This is a genomic window from Bacteroides zhangwenhongii (assembly GCF_009193325.2).
Lineage (GTDB): Bacteria > Bacteroidota > Bacteroidia > Bacteroidales > Bacteroidaceae > Bacteroides > Bacteroides zhangwenhongii.
In genome coordinates, this window is the sequence record NZ_CP059856.1 from 900052 (window position 1) to 920557 (window position 20506).

Genomic DNA, 20506 nt, shown 5'->3' on the forward strand with positions numbered 1-20506 from the left:
TTGTTTCAAAATAATAGTGGAGTAGGATAAGGGGATTTCATTTTTCGTTCGTACTAATAATAGTACTACAAAAAAGAAAACTATGAAGATTCGAATATGCATATTGATTATTATATGGGGGATATTATATCCGGAGTACCTGAACTCGCAGGAATCCCCTTACGTATTCCGGCAAATCGGAGTTGTCGAAGGATTGCCGGATAACTATGTCAAGAGTGTTTTTCCTATTCCCGACGGACGTATCGGGGTGAGAAGCACTGTGTTGCTAAGCCTGTATGACGGTGCAAACTATTCAAATTTCCCTTTCAATATTCATGGTGAATATCCCATAGTATATAACCACATCATTCCCGAACAATATATTGATACCGATAAACGTTTGTGGATGAAAGAACGTAAAAGCCTGCGCGTTTTTGATTTGACTACCGAACAGTATATCTATAATGTAGATTCGCTGTTTCTTCAGTTCGGGCTGAAAGATAGGGTGGAGGATCTGATTATTGATTCCGAGAAGCGTTATTGGTTTCTCACGCCGGGATCTTCCGTCTATACGTATGATACGGAAACGAAATCGGCAGAACTGGTTTGCAGGAATGATGAGTTTATGGAATATTATGGCGGACTGTTGGGAATAGAAAGTCACGGCAACTATAGTTGGATGGTGCATCAGAAAGGGGCTATCCGCTGCTATGACTGGGAGAAGAAACGTTTTATTCAGGAACTCGATTTCTTGAAAGGCCAGCTGAAACCGGATGACCGTGTTGTCTTACGGATACTCGATAACGGTGACTTCTGGCTGATGTGGGATCGGGGGATAGGTTACTATGATGTTTATAATAAAAAATGGAACCCGATTTCAAGTATCCGGTTGGGACATTATTCATGGTTCACCTCAATGGATGTGGATAAAGGTGGAAATGCATGGGTAGGAACCGTTATTGATGGATTTTATGTTATTGATATGCATAATTTCTCCGTAACTCAAACACTGGATATACCTTTGTTATCGGGCAATAGAGTGAGAAATGCAGTTCAGAGCATTTATTGCGATCATGAGAATAATTCCGTCTGGATGGGGCTTTACAATCAGGGAATGTGCTATTACCATCCCAGCATGAACAAGATAATGCTGTGTAATAAGAAAATGATTCGCGGAGACTGGAAAGGAGAGGAGATCCGTTGTATGTTGGAGACTTCGAAAGGCGAGATTCTTATGGGAACCACTTCGGGACTGTATCGTTACGAACCGGCAACACGGAGCTTGAACAGGCTGCATGATGAATTCAATCAAAAGAATTGCCGTGTCCTCTACGAAGACAAAGAAAACCGTATCTGGGTGGGGACCTATCATGACGGATTATATTGTATAGAACACGGGAAAGTAAGATCTTATGACTATCCGGACACGGATTATCAGAATGAGTTGGATTTCAGTAATATACGTGTTATGGTCGAGGATCCTTCCGGACGGTTGTGGGTGAGTATATACGGAGGTGTAGGCTTGTTCAATCCGGAGAATGGACAGATAAAACTATTATCCGAACAGTTTCCCGAGTTGAAGAAATATAAAGTAGCCAATGCGTTGGCTATTGACGACCGGTCCCGATTGGTAGTGGGTAGCGATAATGGCTTGTATATCTATGATCCTGCAAAAAATACAATCTGGATATCCGAACAGGATGGACAAGCCAATTCAATCTTTAATCAAGGAAGTATGAAGTATAACCAGATATTGAAAGATCATGAAGGTACTTTATGGTTTGCTACCCAATACGGTTTGAATGTCCTTACCCATCATGGGCAAAGTTATACATTGGGGAAAGAAGAAGGGTTGTCACAAGCTATCCTGAATGTGGTGGAAGATAAAAATCATGATATATGGATATCGACAGTCACTTCTATCTATAAGATAAAAGTAGACCGTAAGACGGATAAATACAGTTTTCACGTTGTCAGTTATTTGTCCGAAGATGAGATCCGGCAGGATGATTTATATAGCTTTCCTTCCCTGATAACCCGTGACAATCAACTCTTCTTAGGCTTGATGAATGGATTTATTGTCTTTTCTCCTGAGAATATGGTTGATAACCAATGCCTCAATCGGCCTTTATTCACTTCATTCCGCCTGTTCAATGTTCCGGTAGTGTCGGGAGAGGAATATAATGGTCGCATATTGTTTGACAAAGCATTGAGTTATTCGGATGCAGTGCAATTGGAATATGATGAGAATTATGTAACACTTGAATTTTCGGGACTGAACTTCTCTAATCCTTCTCAGACTTCTTTTCGTTATCAGTTGGAAGGTTTTGATAAAGAATGGATTGAAACATCGTTTGAGAATGGACAGGGACGTGTTGTGTATAATAATCTTCCGTCTGGCGAATATGTTTTCCGTGTGTCCGCAGCCGGAAACGACCGGATATGGGGGCCGGAGTCTGAATTCAAAATTGTGATTCATCCTCCGTTTTGGGATACATTGGCTGCCCGCATCCTCTATGCCGTTTTGGGTATTTTGTTGGTCTTCGGTCTTATTTATGTGATTAACCGCCGTAACCGGCAGAAGATGATCCGTATGCAAGAAGAGGAAGCTTTGAGGCAGAAAGAAGAGTTGGACCAGATGAAATTCCGTTTCTTTACCAATATCAGTCACGAGCTGCGTACTCCGCTGACACTGATTATCACTCCGTTGGATATGATGATACGCCGTTTGACGGATGAGACGATGAAAAAGCAACTGAATACAATTTATAAGAATGCTCAAAACCTTTTGTCATTGGTAAATCAATTACTGGATTTTCGTAAACTTGAAATGAAGGGTGAGAGATTGCATTTGATGAATGGCGATATGGAGGAGTTTATTGTTTCTGCCTACAATAATTTTATGCCGATGGCTGTAGAGAAGCATCTTAACTTTGTAAACCAGTCGGAACACAGAGCGCTTTATATGTTTTTCGATCGGGATAAAGTACATAAAATTGTAAATAATCTCTTGTCCAATGCCTTTAAGTACACTCCGGAGGGAGGAACCGTGAACTTATTACTTGCGACGGAGGAAGTGGAAGGGAGAAACTATGTGAGAATATCGGTATCCGACACAGGAATCGGAATATCCGAGTCCGATCTTCCCTACATCTTTGACCGTTTCTATCAGGTTGGCAATGAAGGGGATGAAAAGATAGGCAGTGGTATCGGACTCCATCTGGTCAGGGAATATGTGAATATTCACGGTGGACGTATAAAGGTTGACAGTCAGATGGATCGCGGGTCGGTCTTCACCGTTTGGTTACCTATGGATTTGACGCCGGAACCGGATGAACTGCCGGATGAAATAACTGATATGGAATCGACGGGTATGAAAGAAAAGGAAACCGTTGTGTCTGCGTCAGATGAGAATATGAAGAAATTGTTGTTGGTAGAAGATAATCAGGAATTCCGTACTTTCCTGAAAGAGCAGTTGGAGGATTTTTATCGGATAGTGGAAGCGGCGGATGGTGAAGAAGGGGAAAGAAAGGCGATTGAAGAAAATCCCGATCTCATTATCAGTGATATCATGATGCCGAAAGTGGATGGTATCGAACTTTGCCGTCGTATCAAAACGAATGTGCAGACCTCTCATATTCCTGTGATATTGCTGACTGCCCGTACGGCTGACGATATCAAGATAAACAGTTACGAAGTAGGAGCCGACTCTTATATGTCGAAACCTTTCAACTTTGATATGCTTATGGTACGCATTGAGAAGTTGATAGAACAGCAGGAAAGGAGGAAACAGGAATTCCGTAAGAATATAGAAGTAAATCCGAGTGCTATCACAATTACTTCCGTAGACGAGCAATTGATACAGAAATGCTTGGAATACATAGAAAAAAATATGGATAATCCGGAATATGGTGTAGAGGAGTTGAGTGGCGATTTGGGGATGGTACGCATGAGTCTTTACCGTAAGCTGCAATCCATAACCGGACATACTCCGACGGACTTTATCCGCAGTATCCGTTTGAAACGGGCAGCGCAATTATTGCAAGGAAGCCGATTGCCGATCATCGAAATAGCGAATCGGGTAGGATTCAGCTCTCCCAGTTATTTCTCGAAGTGTTTTAAAGAAATGTTTGGGATGTTGCCTAAGCAATATGCAGAAGAGTCTGGAAAAAAAGAATGACATTATAGTTACGTTTATTAGTTTAATTATTACATTTGTGCCAATTTATAATAAATAGCGATATGAAAGTATTAGTTTTAATTTCATTGGTAGGAGGTTTGTTGTTGTCCTCTTGCGGAGGTAGTTCAAAAAATAGTGCGAACGGTCAGGAAGTGAATCCGGCAGATACCATCTATCTGGGTGATTTGCGTGAAAAGTTTGCAGGGGACAGTCTTTTCTTTAAAGTAGTGGCTCCGGACCTGATGTTGATGGATTACCAGTATTTTTGGCCGGCAACGGAATCGGATGCAATAGAGAAAGGGCTGACAAAAGAATATTATAAGCGTGTCAAGAAAGAAATCACCGAAACAAATGAGGCCATTAAAAAAGGTGTCATGAAAGGTGCGGATGTGAAACGTATTCCGGATTTTCAGGCTGCGCAGTAAAGCAAATATCAGAGATAATCTGCATCTGTGGCGAATCATGCCACAGACTTATGCAAAGTACAGAACAGGGGAGTCGCCAAATGTAACGGCCTCCCTTTTTTTGTTACTATGAAACCTGCATTTATGCCGATGGAATGGGGATATTTTGCAAAAAAACATGCTTGTTACCATAGTTTTGTTTTCTGTTACTTTTGTGTTATTTGTTTTTTAAACTTGTTCTTACTTTTGTAACATCGTTAAACGGATAAATTTAATGCCATGAGTAAACAACAAGCTACATTTGACGACTTCTTTTCAGAATGCTACCTGAAATATCGGGAGTATATCAAAAACTATATCGCTCTTCGTATTTGCCGTCCGTATGAAGCGGAAGATTTGGCACAGGATGTTTTTGTCCGCTTGTGGGAATACAGAACGTTTGTAAAACCCGACACTGTCTGGTCTTTGCTTTTTACGATTGCCCGTAATATTGTGACTGATCAGATACGCCGTTATTATAAGCAAGAAGATTTTGTTGCTTATATATATAATAAGGTGAACGACTCTGATAGAAACACGACGGAAGATGTAATCTGTTATCGTGAATTGAAAGAAAAGCATGAGGAGGTGGTGAAAAATCTTCCTGCCAAGCGCCGCCGGATTTACGAGCTGAGCTTCAATCATGAATTGTCTTGCCCTGCCATTGCAGGAAAATTGTCTTTGTCTCCTCGTACGGTAGAGTGCCAGTTATTGTTGGCGCGTAAGACTGTACGTGGTTGTTTGCGGAATGAATTTTCCCAAGTCGGTTAAATACCGTCTCGGAATAAAGCATATTAACTTTAATAATTTAATAGTATTATGGAAATTAAATCCAAATTCTTATGTAGTAGAGGAGTTGCATTGGCTTTTGCCATGTTGCTGGGTGGTTCACCCGGTGTATTGCTCTATGCGAATGATTCTGTAGAAGAGAGTTTGATTGTAGCCCAGACAGGACGTACTATCAAAGGACTTGTCACAGATGTGAATGGCGAACCGCTGATTGGTTGTAACGTAGTGGTTGTAGGAAGTAATGCAGGAGTAATTACCGACATCGACGGTCGGTTTGCATTGAACGTGCCTGCGGATGCTAAGCAAATAAAGATTAGTTATATCGGTTATGTAGATCAGATTATTACCCTTCATGACCGTTCGGATTTTAAGGTTGTACTGAAAGAAGATAATAATGCATTGGACGAAGTGGTGGTTGTTGGTTACGGTACACAAAAGAAAGCTACTTTGACGGGTGCGGTAGAACAAGTAAGTAGTAAGGTTTTGGAGAGTCGTGCCATCACCAATGTCGGTGCAGCTTTACAAGGAGCTACTCCGGGTTTGGTTGTTACCCGTTCCAGTTCACGCCCGGGTAATGAAGGATTGAATTTCCAGATTCGTGGTGCGACATCTGTAAATGGCGGGAAAGTCTTGATTATAGTGGATGGAGTTCCTACATTGAATGATGCCTCTTTCCAGAATCTGAATCCGGATGATATAGAAAGTATCAGTGTGTTGAAAGATGGTTCTGCTTCTATTTACGGTGCTAAGGCTGCCAACGGTGTGATTCTGGTAACAACGAAAAAAGGTAAGGGAAAGGTGACAGTAGACTATAATTTCAATATGCGTTTCACGACTAACGGTATCATGGCTTTCTCTCCAAGTATGGAGGAATATGCTACTATGTGGATTGAAGCGAATAAAGAACAGAAAACAAAAGACTGGTGGAACTGGACTTCTGAAGAGAATATGTTGAAAATGCAGCAGGGAATCTCCGGTATTTATCATACGAATGCTAAAGACTGGGGATATGATCTCTTCATCGGAGATGCCAATCGTTTGGAGGAGATGTTTGCGCGTCGTTTTTCTTATCAGCATAATTTAAGTTTATCAGGTTCTAATGAGAAAACAGATTATCGTATATCTTTAGCATATGCAGATAATCAGGCAAACTTGGCGACAGCGTATGATGGTCAAAAACAGTTGAATCTGCGTTTAAATTATGGAATCAGACTTACTGACTGGTTTAAATTGGAAACATCGGCTAGTATGATTAAGACTAACACTGAATCACCTTCTGCCGGTATTGATACATCTTTGTATGGAAACGAACCTCCGTTTTTCCCTGCTAAAAATCCCTATGGGCAGTGGTATGCCAATTTTGGTAAAGTTGGAGACCGTCAACCTGTAGCTGCAACCTCTGATGGCGGGCGTGACGAACGCATGAACTTGACTACTCGCGTTGATGTGAAAGCCATTGTTGATATTTGGAAAGGAATCAGTTTTGAAGGTATGGCTTCATTTCAAAATGAAGAATATCGTCGTGACCGTTATGTGATTCCTGTACAGACATATGATTGGTTTGGAAATCCTGCCGATAAGGTTGTGAGCAATACAAATCAGTCATTGATTTATCCGACAGATGTATTGAATATTAAGGATATTCATAATCCTGCTTATTTGATGCAGGCCAATAATATGCAATATCAGTATTATTCTGCCTTACTGAAATACAAACGTACTTTTGCGAAAGTGCATAATGTTGAGGCGATGGCTGGTATCAATGCTGAAAAGTGGGTACAGAAAAAGATGGTAACAGCCCGTGAGAAGATGGAAGATACAGGTGTGTATGATTTGAATCTTGCTTCCGGTGCACAAGGAAATGGAGGAGGTAAGACCCACAACGGTTCTTACTCTTACATTATGAAGTTGAATTATAATTATGCTGAAAAGTATTTGATTGAATTGATCGGACGTCGTGACGGAAATTCTAAGTTCGCAAAGGGACATAAGTTTAAAAACTTTGTTTCGGTATCCGGAGGTTGGATCTTTACAGAAGAGAACTTTTTAAAAGCTATTACTCCTGTTGTTAATTTTGGAAAATTACGTCTCAGCTACGGTAACTCCGGAAATGATGCGGGATTGGGAGATTTTGACTATTTAGTTGCTGTAACACAAGGAAGTACTGTCTTTGGTTATTCTCCTGCAGCACAGGTAAGTACTGGTTTGGGGAATAATGGTATTATCAGTCTTGATCGTACTTGGGAACGGGTAGAGCAGAAAAATGTTGGTATTGACTTGCACTTTTTCAATAGCCGTCTGACTACTTCTTTCGACTACTTTATTAAGGATAATATCGGTATGCTGTCGGAAGTCACTTATCCCGGTGTACTGGGAGGTAAGTCTCCGAAAACAAATAGTGGACATCTGAATGTAAAAGGTTGGGAATTTACTATCGGATGGCGTGATCAGATTAAAGACTTCTCTTATTATGCTAATTTCAATATTGGAGATACTAAAAGCAAATTGGAAGAACTGACCGGAGCAGACGGATATGGAGCAGGAGTGAATAAGACTGTCAATGGTTATCCTTTGAATTCATTCTTCCTTTATCGTACAGATGGATACTTTAAGGATCAAGCGGAAGTAGACCGTTATTATGCGTTGTATGCCGAGCAGGTAGGAGCACTAAATAATGTAGGAAAGGGAACGGTTGCCGAACTTCGTCCCGGTGATACTAAACGTCTTGACTTGAACGGTGATTATAAAATTACTGATCTTGGTAATGCCGACAGTGACCTTCAGTATATTGGAGATGCCAATCCGCATTTTGTATATGGTCTTACAGTTGGCGCATCGTGGAAAGGTATTGATATCAGCGCAATGTTTCAAGGAGTTGCCAAACAATATATTATGCGTAATGACTGGATGGCTTATCCTTTCCGTACAATCTATACAAACCAGAATCCGACTTTTCTCGGACAAACTTGGACGGAAGACCATAAAGATGCCAGATATCCGCGTCTGACAAATAATACAAACCGCTCTGCCTGGAATTACCAGAATAACGACTTCATGTTGCAGAATAGTCGTTATATCCGTCTGAAGACATTGGTGGTAGGATACACATTGCCACAGATATGGACACGTAAAGTGAAATTGGAGAAAGTCCGTCTTTATTTCTCAGGTAACGACCTTTGGGAGGCTACTAGTATTCGTGACGGTTTTGACCCGGAAATGGGTTCCGCTTCCAATACAAGCGGATATCCTTTTGCCCGTACTTGGTCATTCGGACTTAATGTTACTTTATAATCAACCTAAGATATAGACTATTGTATGAAAAAGATAACTTATATATTGGCTTGTGCTTGCATGATGGGATTTGCTTCTTGTGCAGATACATTCCTTGATTTAGAACCGTTGGATTCAAGAACTGATGCGGTTTATTTTAAAAAACCGGAACATTTCCGTGAGTTTGCAAATGGATTTTACGGACAGCTGCTTGGCTGGCGTTCGAGTATAATGGAACACATGGACTTGCAGTCTGATTTAGTAAACAGCCGTAATGGAAACCAAGCTTATTTGGGATATGGTACATTGACCCTCGGTTATGATGATGCCCGTTGGGACCATTATAATAACATACGTACTTGTAACATATTGCTTCAACGTGGGGAAGCGTATAGTGGTAACCAGAGTGAAATTGATCCCTATCTTGGGGAAGCGTATTTCTTTCGTGCTTATAACTATTTTTACCTGTTGAAATATTTTGGAGGCGTACCTATTATTACAGTTCCTCTCGATACGGATTCACCGGAATTGCAAAAAACGCGTAACAGCCGTTATGAGGTAGCGGACCTGATACTTAGTGACCTTCAAAATGCTATCAGCAGATTACCGAAAGAGCAGAACATTGCTACGTCGGATAAAGGACATATAAGTGAGCAAGGGGCAAAAGCATTTAAGGCCCGCGTGTTGCTGTATGAAGCTACTTGGCGCAAATACAATAAAACATCTACCGATTATGAAGGCTCTGCAGGTCCGAAAAGTGATCAGGTAAATGAGTTTTTGGAGGAGTCAATATCTCTTTCTAAAGATGTATTGGATGATGAGGTATTTAGAATTTGGAACCATAACAACGAACTTGATAATTTGAGCAGTCGTTATCTTTTCTGTTTGGAAGATGGAAGTCAGACAGGAGGTTATGGAAAAGATAGCAATAAAGAGTTTATTATTTACTCTGTTTTTGACCGTGTTCTGAATGCAGGTGCATTCTCCTTGAATAATGAAATGAATTATATTTATCCTACCCGTAAGTTTATTGATATGTTTGTGTGCACCAACGGAATGCCGACAACTAATAATGAACAGTTTAAAGGATATCAGAATGTTACAGATGAGTATCAGAATCGTGATTATCGCCTGATGGCATATGTAGGAGGTCCGGCCGAATCTATTGGTAGCACTTCAGGGTATGGTGACCAGAAGTTCCGTAACCCTATTGTGGGTGATAAAAAAGAATCAGCCAATTATCCGGTACTGCGCTTGGCGGAAGTCTGCTTGAATTATGCGGAAGCTATAATGGAACGTTATGGTGAAATAACGGATGCCCAACTAGGGATATCAATCAATAAGTTACGTGATCGTGCCGGAGTGGCTCATCTTACCAATGCATTGGTAGAGAAGATTAAAAAACAACTTAATTCAGAAAAGGAGCTTTCTGAGATTATGTTGGACGAGATTCGTCGTGAACGTACTGTAGAACTTTATATGGAAGGTTTCCGGTATGATGATTTGAAACGTTGGGGAATCTTGGAAGAAACGTTGAATCAGTCCCGTTTGGGAAGAGTAGTCGGAGAAGCAGGATATAGCACTCCGTTTAAAGATGCATCTGGAAATCCAACTTCTAAGTACGATGCTAAATCGTATGTTTATGGTGAGGAAACAGTAATAACAGGAGATGGAAAAGAACATGCTTGTGTTGTGATTTCTCCTAAGGCTAATAGTACTGTACGTAAAGCACATTACCTCTGGCCGATACCTCAACACCAGATTAATCTGAATCCGAATTTGAAACAGAATCCGGGATATTAATTAGCCGAAATCTAATAATCTATTAATTAAAAATAGGATATATGAAACATTTATTGAGAAATATGATTGGAATATTTGCGGTAACATTGTTTGTGTTGCTGTTCTATGCTTGCGAACAAGATCCGCAGATAAAAAAATATGAATATCCGATGCCGGAAGTATCAGGAATCTCTCCTAGTGTTGGATTTGTCGCTTCACAAGTGGTTATTACCGGAACTAATTTTGGTGATCGTACAGAGCCGGTAAAAATATTTTTTGGAGGAGTACAGGCTAACAAAGTATTAATGTGTAAGAATAATCGTATAGCTGTAGAAGTACCCGAGGGAGCGGTTACAGGTGATGTAACGATGCAAATTTGGACTAATGATGCAGGCGTGATAGGAAAATATCAGGTATTGCCTACGCCGGTACATATTTCTACTACTTCAGAAAATAGTTTAGGGTCCAATATTGCGGAAGCAGGTGAGAAAGTTACTATAAAAGGGCAAAATTTTGGAGATGTCAAAGAAGATATTTCTGTCAGCTTTAATGGAACGCCAGCTGTGAACTTTGATTTGCTTGATTCTGAAACAATAAAAGTAGAAGTTCCTGAGGGATATGCTTCCGGTAGTATTATTGTTACGATTCATGGTTATGAATTAGTGTGTGGTGCGATGATGAATCCTGCTGCAAAGGGAGATGTGACTATATTCTATTTGAAGAATTATAAATATCCGTTTAAAGTACATGACTTTGTCGGAAGTCAGGCTGGTTCAGGTAATGAGATGGGATGGTTTGCTATTCCTACTGATTGGACTGTTTCTGATGAAATCAAATGTATGGTGAATAAAAATGCATCGGCTGATGATGGGAAAGTTGGCGGTACGGTAAAAGGTTATCTGGGTGCACAAGCCGGATGGGGTGGCAATGGTAGTGCGAAAAGTATTACAAATGGAAAAATCTATCAAACCATAACATTGCCTGCAGGTGAATATGACCTTGATATATCGTATTTCTTAGGAAATGTTGGCGACCAGCAAGTGTATGCTGTATTGGCGGAAGGTAACACAATACCTAATCCGAGTGAGGTGGATCCTAAGTCAAATCCTAATGTCAAGAAGGTTTATAAATTAGAAGACTATGATTCTATTGGAGCGAAAACTGTGACATGGAATTTTACATTGAGTGAAGCAACGGAGTTATCATTAGGATTTGCAGTGACTGTTGGTGATAAGAAATATTTTGAAGTATCAGAATTTAAATTGACATTAAAGTAAAAGCTGATTATTATGAGAAAAATATATAATTATATATTGTCTGCATTCTTTATATCTTCGTTGGTTGCTTGCGACGGACAGGATGAAGAAATTATCCATATGCAGAATCAAGATCCTGTTGTAACTGTTACATCTATTTCGGATGCTGTTGGTTACGTAGGAAATGAATTTACGATTTACGGGACAAATTTTGGTATAGTGGCAAATGATGTAGAAGTGTATGTCGGCAATACAAAATTGCAACTCATATCTTGTGAAGATGAAGAGTTAACTGTAAAGATCCCGGAAGGTACTACTGCAGGGCGTATTTCCGTAGTAGTTTATGGACAACGTGTAGATACGCAATTGATGTACGACGTACTCGGAGTTCCGGGTATTAGAACGGTGATTCCTTTGTATGGTTTTGTCGGTGATGAGATTAAATTTAATGGTCACGATTTAGGAGTTCCTTCAGCTCATTATAAAGTACTGTTTAGTGGAAAAGAGGAAAGTGCTGCATTTATGGCGGAACCGGAAATGGAAAGCTTTTCTGTGAAAGTACCGGAAGGTGCGCAAAGTGGTGCTATTACTTTGACAATTGCTGATGTACCGGTAAATGTTTCCGGACAGTTTACAGTTTTGCAGCATGCTACAGTAGATAAAGTGCAAAATACTGCGGGAGAGGACAGTAATCAAGGATTAGCCGGCTGTATATCTGTTATTACTGGTACAAATCTCAAACCTGAGTTATTGGAATCTGATATTGAACTTCCGGGAACATGGAAAGTTGAGTTTTTACAAGGTACGGAGATTATCGCTACGGGTATTGTTGATATGGAACAATTGTCGAATGAGAAAATTACATTGAAAGTACCTGAAATGTTGACTGCTGGAAATTATAAAATTGCTGTCTCTACTCCGTTTGAGGAAATAAAGACTCGGTTGGACTATACTATATTACCTAAACCTATAGTCACAGGTATTTCTAAGACGGAAGGGTATGTAAATGCGGAAGTTGTTATTAGCGGTACTGATTTTGGAAATAAAGCGAGTGATATCGAAGTTAAATTCGGAGAGACAGTTTGTGAAGTGCCTACGTTTGACAAAGATGGAAATATTGTTGTTAGAGTTCCTGCAGGCTTACAGGCAGGAGCAAACACATTAACATTGACTATTCAAGGTGTTACGATTTCAATGGGTGAATATGGGGTATTTGAGGTGTACGATACACCGGAAATAACTTCAATAGAAGGTGCATATAATTTCCCGTATGGAATATTAGTAAAAGCCGGTAGTAATATTACGATTAAAGGTAAGAATTTTGGTACTGATGCAAATGCAATAGTTGTGATGCTTGGAGAGGAACAGATTGATATTAATGGTAATGTTACAGCAGATGCGATTTCTATAACAGTCCCTAATGACTTTACTTCCGGAAAATTGCTGATGAAGATACAAGATGTGGATGTAGATATCGAAGGACCTGAACTTGTGATAATGCCGGAAGATGGCGATATTACTCAGTATGTGTTGAAAAATTATAAGCATGAATGGTTAGTAATGGAAGGTTCAGATGCAAGAAAAAGGGAATGGTGGAAACCACAAGATTGGGAAGTTGAAGGTGTTTCATGTGAAGGTAAAGTTGTTGGAGTACAATGGCAAGATAAGAATAATGCGGTAACTTCTCTTGCTATGCAATCAGGATGGGGATGTCCGGATAAAATGGAAAATGGAAAAATATGGCAGGTTACGTCCTTACCTGTAGGACAATATGACATTATTATTAATGTGCGTGATATCAAACTTTCCGGTCAATCGTATGCAATGGTATGTGTAGGAGATGAAGGAATTTTAGATATAGAAGATGTCAGCAATAGTTTGGCTCAGACCTCATTAACAAAAGTTGGAGAGGTAAAGATGGAACTTAATATGTCAAAATGTTCTGTGTTATCAATCGGTTTTGTTTCCACTTTGACTTCTAAAGAGAGGTATGTTAAGATAGAGAGTTTTAAAGTTATATTGGTGGAATAAAAGCATAGTGATAATATCATGACTTTAATTAAAAAATAGAAGAATATGAGAAAGATATATTATATCGCCATAACATTCGCATTCCTGTCATTGACAGGATGCGGTGATGGCATTGATTTGCCGAGTTTAGGTGTAGAAACCGATTTAAATAAAATTATTTTGCCGGACAATAATATCAATCTTATTCAAGTTGAGCTGAAAGATAATTCAGTACCTATGGAAAAGGTCGGTATACATTCTGAAGAAGATTTTGCCCGTATTCGTGAGAAAAAAGACGTGGAAGAGCCTTGGATTACAGGTTATCAGATGTTGAAGGAAAGTTCTTTCTCTCAGAAAGGGACAGACACATATCCGGTTGCGTATATTGTACGTGGAGCTGCGGTAACTATAGATGGGGCAACGGTAGGGGAAAACTATATCAATGCAGCACGTGGAGCGTCAATAGCTTACCAGCAGGCATTGCGTTGGAAGATAGAAAATGATGATGAATATGCCGCTAAGGCTGTTGAAAACTTGAATAAATGGGTCCAGACCTGTGTTGGAGTTACTGGTAACTCTAATGTTTCTTTGGCTGCAGGGCTTTATGGTTATGAGTTCGCCATTGCCGGTCAATTATTGCGGGAATATAGAGGTTGGGATCCCGAAGATTTTCTAGCTTTTCAACAATGGTTATTAAAGGTTTTCTATCCGGCCAATAAGGATTTCCTGGTGCGTCATCATGATACTAACCACTTGCATTATTGGGCAAACTGGGGATTGTGCAACATTGCTTCTACAATCGCTATTGGCATTGTCACCGATAGGCGTGATATTTATAATGAAGGTATTGAACATTTCCAATCGGGAGTGACAAACGGACGTTTGCGTCGTGCAATCTATCACGATTATTCACCAGAATATAATTTTGCACAATGGCAGGAAAGTGGACGTGATCAGGGACATACATTAATGTGTGTCGGTTTGGTTGGTGTTATTTGTCAGTTAGCCTGGAGTCAGGGAGATGATTTCTTTGCGTATGATGATAATCTTTTCTTGCGGGGATGTGAGTATGCTGCATGTTGTAACTATACAGAGGAAACCGTGCCTTTCACTACTTATATATGGCAAAAACACAATCAGTGGAATGGTATTTCTCCGGAAGAACAGACAGTTGTAGGAGGTGGAAAGTGGATGAAACGTGCTATTTGGGCATTGCCGTATTATCATTACAAGAGTATCAAAAATATATCGGATGAAAAACTGAAATATACTAAAATCGCTACGGAATATGTGGGCGTAGAAGGTGGCGGTGGATATTATGATCCCAATTCCGGCGGTTACGATGTACTGGGATTCGGTACATTGATGTTTGCAAGATAAAAGCAGAATGTGTTTAATGAATTTATTTAATATGAAGATATCATTAAAGTTGATAGTTGTATTTTTATTGTTGTTAGGGTGGAATAGTATTTTACGGGCGGAGATACTCGTATACCCTGTCCCGCAAGGTATTTACTATGCCCGTCACAACGACGACTACACAGTAAAAGTACGGCAAGCAGGTGAAAAAGATTGGGTAGACCTTTTCGAATATAACGTAAAGGTGGATATGGATACAAAATCGGATGCAACTATGGTGCAGTTTGATTTTTCCGGTAAAGTGGAAGTATTAATACGGAAGAACAATGGAGAGATCCGTTCGGCAATAGTACGTCCACTATCTAAAGGCATTCAGCCGAAGATAGACGGAAACTTTCTGCTGTTCACATTGGATAAGCCGCAAAAACTATCTGTAGAGTTTAACGGTGACCGCTTGAATAATCTACACGTATTTGCCAATCCGATAATTAAGGATATACCTGATAAGAATGATCCGAACGTGATGTATTTTGAGTCCGGTATCCATGAACCTACCGATGCGGCAGGCAAGTGTTTCCGTATTCCTTCCAACACTACGGTCTATTTGGAAGGTGGGGCAGTGCTGAAAGGTTGTCTTAATTGTGACAGCGTGGAAAATGTGAAGATTCTGGGGTATGGTATGTTGCTCGAACCGCAACAGGGCATATCGGTGGCATATTCCAAAAATGTATTGATTGATGGAATTACTGTTGTCAATTCACGTCACTATACCGTTTCCGGCGGACAAAGTCAAGGAATAACCATCAAAAACCTGAAATCATTCAGCTATCAAGGGTGGAGTGACGGACTGGATTTCATGTCTTGCTCCGATATTGTCATTGATGATGTGTTTCTGCGTAATTCCGATGATTGTCTTGCTTTCTATACTCACCGTTGGAATTATTATGGAGATTGCCGGAAAGTACGTGTTCAGAATTCTACTCTTTGGGCTGATATTGCGCACCCCATTAATATCGGTACGCATGGCAATACAAAGACGGGAGATGAAGTGCTCGAAGATATGTTATTCAAAAATATCGATATCTTGGAGCATGATGAAGACGACCGCAATTATCAAGGATGTATGACCATCAACGTTGGAGACCATAACTTGGCACGCAACATAACGTTCGAGGATATTCGGGTCGAAAATATTCAGGAAGGGCAACTGTTCCATCTTCGTGTGATGTATAACCAAAAGTATAATACCGGTCCGGGAAGAGGCGTGAAGGATATTGTGTTCCGTAATATCTCTTGTACAGGCAAGTATATCAATCCTTCCTTGATAGAAGGTTATGATAAGAACCGCAAAGTAGAGAATATTCTGTTCGAGAATATCGTATTGAACGGTAAACGGGTGACTACATTGGAAGAGTTGAACGTGGATAAGAAAGATTTTGTAGGAAAAGTGAGAATAAAGTAACTTTTCAACTAAAAGTTTTATTCAATTTTGCTGTCATACCCTCATAGTCTCTTGAATCCCCTTATTCATCGGTGCTTGAGCTATGAGGGTAAGTATGATGGTAGCATGAGGGTAACTTTTGCTCTCATACCCCGTTGGATAATATGTCGGCCTGTAGTATTGTAATGATGGTTCCTTATATTCTTCTTGCAAGCTGCCTTGTTTCTCAAGAGCTTACAGGTGTGAATAGACAGGCTCACAGCAGTGGGCTTTTGGGCTTACATTTGTGGATAGAAGAGCTCACTGCTGTGAGCTTCTCTGTTTGATTAAAGGTTAATATATGAAGTATGGGGCAGTAAACAGTTACTCTCATGCTGCCATCATATTAATTCCCATAGCTGAAATGCTCTTATTCTTATACTGATACGAAATGAAAAGATACATTTACCTTCTAGTCCTTACATTGATAAACAATTTACCAAGTGTAGCTGATTCTCCTTTTCAATTGAAAAAATTGCAAGTGGAATATGCTGTGACACCGCTGGGAATTGATGTAGAGAACCCCCGTTTCAGTTGGCAAATGGAGGGAGGTGCTGATGAAAGAGGTTTGTTGCAGACAGCTCGTCAAATCGTTGTAATCGATGAGGCTGGCGTGCAAGTATGGGATTCAAAGAAAATCACCGATGATCAATCTTTGAATATTGAATATGCCGGACTTCCGTTAAAAGCTGCTACCCGCTATCAGTGGACGGTTCATGTATGGGATACGAAACATAGAAAAATGTCCGCTTCTTCCTGGTTTGAAACCGGGCTGATGAGTAGTGATCGTGCCTATGAGGGATGGGGCGGTGCGAAATGGATTGGAGTAGGGGATGAGGATAGGACATTCTATTCCCATTATCTTCCGGTTTTTAAGTTGAACTTCTCCTTGCGGTTGGACGAAACGACAAAGACCACCTGTTCGGGATTTATTTATGGAACGAATGATGAGCGCTTGATGGAACGGTATAAGAACCTCTATCAGCTGGAAAACAAGAAAGACGAATCATATATAAAGGTTGAATTGAATATCACTCCGTTGCTTTCGGGGCAAGATGCGGTGTTGAATATATATCGTGTAGGTTACCATCCGGATGATAAGAAAGACATTCCTTATAAAAGTTTCGCTATTCCGCAGGAGATGGTCAATGAACATAATAAATATGATTGGCACACGGTGACCCTTCGCTCGAATTTAGGTTTTACACAGTTTTATGTGGACAATACCGACAAGCAGATCGGCTCTGTCAATCTGAATCCTTTAGGGCAGGGCGGTGACTTTATCGCTTTTCCGGTGGTAGGAGATGTGGGGTATTTTGTTCCTGCCGGTCAGGCAGCTTCTTTCTCAAAAGTAGAAATTGCAAACTTTCGAAGTCCGGCGAATGTAATTACTACGTTGCAAGATTCAGTATGCCGTATAGTTGGTAGGATATCGGACACTTTCACTACTTTTGCTCCTGAATCCCATTCGGCTCCCATGCTCAGAACGGTCTTTGCTTCTTCGGAGGCGAAGATAAAGAAGGCGCGGTTATATGTTACTTCACGCGGTATCTATGAAGTATATCTGAATGGCAGACGGATAGGGAATGATTATTTCAATCCCGGAATCACCCAATATAACAAAACGCACTTATATCAGACATTTGACGTAACAGAATATATCCATTCCGGTCAAAATGCACTCGGTGCTTTACTGTCCGAAGGATGGTGGAGCGGAGGAGCAACCTTTACAGGAGATAATTGGAACTTTTTCGGAGACCGCCAGTCATTACTGGCAAAACTGGTAATCACTTATGCAGATGGACAGGAGAAGGTTGTAATAACCGAACCCTCTACCTGGCAATATTATAATAGAGGTCCTATCTGTTATGGTAGCTTCTTTCAGGGAGAAGTATACGACGCTTTGCGTGATGCGAGGGTGGAAGGATGGAGTACGGCTTCCTATAATGCCGTAGACTGGAAACCGGCCTGTGAAGTAGCTTTGGAAGGCAACATCAGTATGGAAGGAAACCCGGATAAACCTCGGGTAAATGATTATTCCGACTTTGAACTGATAGGGCAGTTCGGCCAGACAGTAAAAGCAAAAAAGGAGCTGACCGCCCTCTCGGTGGAGGAAGTACGTCCCGGTGTATTTGTTTATGATATGGGACAGAATATGGTCGGTGTACCTAAGATAAAACTGTCCGGTATGAAACCCGGAACAAGAATATGTCTGCGTTTTGCTGAAGTGAAATATCCGGATTTGCCCGAATATAAAGGTAACACCGGAATGATTATGTTAGAGAATATCCGTGCTGCCATGGCACAGGACATCTATATTGCTAAAGGAGGTGAAGAAACGATTTTTCCCCGTTTCACCTATCATGGTTATCGCTTTGTGGAAATAACCGGTATTGATGAACCCCTTCCCGCAGCATCGGTGAAAGGAGTAGTGCTTAGCTCCATTCACGAGTTGGTTTCCCGTTATGAAACATCGGACGAGAAAGTAAATAAGTTGTGGGAGAATATTACTTGGTCTTCCTTTGCCAATTTTATGTCTATCCCTACCGACTGCCCTCAACGGAACGAACGTTTGGGATGGGCAGGAGATATTTCCGTATTTTCCCGTACGGCTACGTACCTGGCGGACGTACCTCAATTTTTGAGAAGATACCTTCGTTCTATGCGCGATGTACAGCGGGAAGATGGTCGCTTTCCGGACATTGCTCCTTTGGGTGGAGGATTCGGTGGTTTGCTGTGGGGAAGTGCCGGAATCGCAGTTCCTTGGGAGTGTTACCTGCAATACGGAGACAAAGTTCTCTTGGCTGAACACTATGACGCCATGAAACGATATATCTCCTATATCCTCGACAAGACCATCGACCCGAAAACAAATCTGCTTGTACAGAGCAGGGCATGGGGTGATTTGTGTGATTGGCTCGGTCTTGAAGATAGCAGGAATGATAAATCTCTCTTATGGGAAGCCTATTTTATTTATGACCTCGAATTAATGAGCAAGATAGCCACTATCTTGGGTAAGACTACAGATGCGGAAGAATACCGGAAGTTGCATAGTGACAGAAAGGCTTTCTTCAATGGCACTTACCTGCAACCGGAAACCTGCAAGACCATTCACTCCGCTTTCGTACCGAAGAAGCAGGGAACGCTGGTGGATACACAAACTTCTTATGTCCTCCCGTTGGTATTCGGCATCATTGATGAAGAGAATAAACCGAAATTTGTCAAGAATCTGATGGAAACAATCGTCAGAGAAAATAGGACAGAGCAAGGCAGATGGTGTCCTCCTTATTCGTTGATGACCGGTTTTATCGGGACGGCATGGATTAGTAAAGCATTGTCCGATAATGGTTGCAGTGAGGCGGCGTACAAGTTGTTACAGCAGACGAACTATCCGTCGTGGCTGTATTCGGTGGAGCAAGGAGCCACTACCATTTGGGAACGGTTGAATTCCTATACCCATGAAGATGGATTCGGTGGAAATAACCGTATGAATTCTTTCAATCATTATTCTTTTGGCGCAGTCGGCGCATGGATGTACAATTACTCTTTAGGTATAGAACGGGATGAAGACTTCCCCGGATTTAAACACTTTGTGCTGAAACCGGAAGTGGATATTACCGGGAATATGACTTATGCCAAAGGTTATTATGATTCTATGTATGGACGTATCGAAAGTAGTTGGAGAGTAGAAGAAGATACAGTTATTTATCAGTGTACAGTTCCGGCAAATACAACTGCAACGTTGCATCTTCCTGCAACTTCAGTGAAGAATATTGTTGAGGGGAATAGAACTTTAAAGAAAAGCAAAGGGATAGAGTATGTCGGAATAGAAGATGGTAAGGTGGTATTGCGGCTTTTGTCCGGCAGATATTTCTTTGGAATCAAATAAAGACAGAAGAAAGCCCTATATCCTGAAAGTTTTTGTATTTTTGTGGATGCATACTTGCAATCATATGAA

Annotated in this window: 10 protein-coding genes; all 10 read left to right on the forward strand. The window is 40.7% G+C overall.

All coding sequences use genetic code 11. The features are described 5' to 3' along the window. Window positions 1-82 precede the first annotated feature (82 nt). The 10 genes from GD630_RS03645 to GD630_RS03690 all read left to right on the forward strand — a co-directional run bounded on the left by GD630_RS03645 (window position 83) and on the right by GD630_RS03690 (window position 20437). On the forward strand, window positions 83-4159 hold the full coding sequence (locus GD630_RS03645) for a hybrid sensor histidine kinase/response regulator transcription factor (protein ID WP_143868224.1): 4077 nt from the start codon (window positions 83-85) through the stop codon (window positions 4157-4159). A gap of 62 nt (window positions 4160-4221) precedes the next feature. Further along, a complete protein-coding gene (locus tag GD630_RS03650) occupies window positions 4222-4584 on the forward strand; it encodes a hypothetical protein (protein WP_143868226.1) in 363 nt (120 codons plus the stop codon). 258 nt (window positions 4585-4842) lie between these two features. Further along, window positions 4843-5373, forward strand: a complete 531-nt coding sequence (locus tag GD630_RS03655) for a sigma-70 family RNA polymerase sigma factor (RefSeq protein WP_143868227.1) — start codon at window positions 4843-4845, stop codon at window positions 5371-5373. Window positions 5374-5421: 48 nt separating this feature from the next. Beyond that, the gene (locus GD630_RS03660) at window positions 5422-8682 is read left to right on the forward strand and encodes a SusC/RagA family TonB-linked outer membrane protein (RefSeq protein WP_143868228.1); all 3261 of its coding nucleotides are present in this window, start codon (window positions 5422-5424) and stop codon (window positions 8680-8682) included. Window positions 8683-8706: 24 nt separating this feature from the next. Next, entirely contained in the window at window positions 8707-10464 is a 1758-nt protein-coding gene (locus GD630_RS03665; RefSeq protein WP_143868229.1) for a RagB/SusD family nutrient uptake outer membrane protein, read from the forward strand. A gap of 41 nt (window positions 10465-10505) precedes the next feature. Beyond that, window positions 10506-11720 (forward strand): DUF5013 domain-containing protein, encoded by a 1215-nt coding sequence (locus GD630_RS03670; RefSeq protein WP_143868230.1) that lies wholly within the window; start codon window positions 10506-10508, stop codon window positions 11718-11720. Between the two features lie 12 nt (window positions 11721-11732). After that, entirely contained in the window at window positions 11733-13730 is a 1998-nt protein-coding gene (locus GD630_RS03675; protein ID WP_143868231.1) for an IPT/TIG domain-containing protein, read from the forward strand. Between the two features lie 45 nt (window positions 13731-13775). After that, entirely contained in the window at window positions 13776-15089 is a 1314-nt protein-coding gene (locus GD630_RS03680; protein ID WP_143868233.1) for an alginate lyase family protein, read from the forward strand. Between the two features lie 16 nt (window positions 15090-15105). After that, window positions 15106-16530 (forward strand): glycosyl hydrolase family 28 protein, encoded by a 1425-nt coding sequence (locus tag GD630_RS03685; RefSeq protein ID WP_373148705.1) that lies wholly within the window; start codon window positions 15106-15108, stop codon window positions 16528-16530. Window positions 16531-16939: 409 nt separating this feature from the next. Next, window positions 16940-20437, forward strand: coding sequence for a family 78 glycoside hydrolase catalytic domain (locus GD630_RS03690; protein WP_143868235.1), 3498 nt, complete (start codon window positions 16940-16942; stop codon window positions 20435-20437). The last annotated feature ends 69 nt before the right edge of the window (window positions 20438-20506 follow it).

Excerpts from the sequence above, each read along its gene's own strand:
- GD630_RS03665 (WP_143868229.1), top strand. The coding sequence starts at position 8,707 with ATGAAAAAGATAACTTATATATTGGCTTGTGCTTGCATGATGGGATTT.
- GD630_RS03645 (WP_143868224.1), top strand. The coding sequence starts at position 83 with ATGAAGATTCGAATATGCATATTGATTATTATATGGGGGATATTATAT.
- GD630_RS03670 (WP_143868230.1), top strand. The coding sequence starts at position 10,506 with ATGAAACATTTATTGAGAAATATGATTGGAATATTTGCGGTAACATTG.
- GD630_RS03660 (WP_143868228.1), top strand. The coding sequence starts at position 5,422 with ATGGAAATTAAATCCAAATTCTTATGTAGTAGAGGAGTTGCATTGGCT.
- GD630_RS03675 (WP_143868231.1), top strand. The coding sequence starts at position 11,733 with ATGAGAAAAATATATAATTATATATTGTCTGCATTCTTTATATCTTCG.
- GD630_RS03655 (WP_143868227.1), top strand. The coding sequence starts at position 4,843 with ATGAGTAAACAACAAGCTACATTTGACGACTTCTTTTCAGAATGCTAC.
- GD630_RS03650 (WP_143868226.1), top strand. The coding sequence starts at position 4,222 with ATGAAAGTATTAGTTTTAATTTCATTGGTAGGAGGTTTGTTGTTGTCC.
- GD630_RS03690 (WP_143868235.1), top strand. The coding sequence starts at position 16,940 with ATGAAAAGATACATTTACCTTCTAGTCCTTACATTGATAAACAATTTA.
- GD630_RS03685 (WP_373148705.1), top strand. The coding sequence starts at position 15,106 with ATGAATTTATTTAATATGAAGATATCATTAAAGTTGATAGTTGTATTT.
- GD630_RS03680 (WP_143868233.1), top strand. The coding sequence starts at position 13,776 with ATGAGAAAGATATATTATATCGCCATAACATTCGCATTCCTGTCATTG.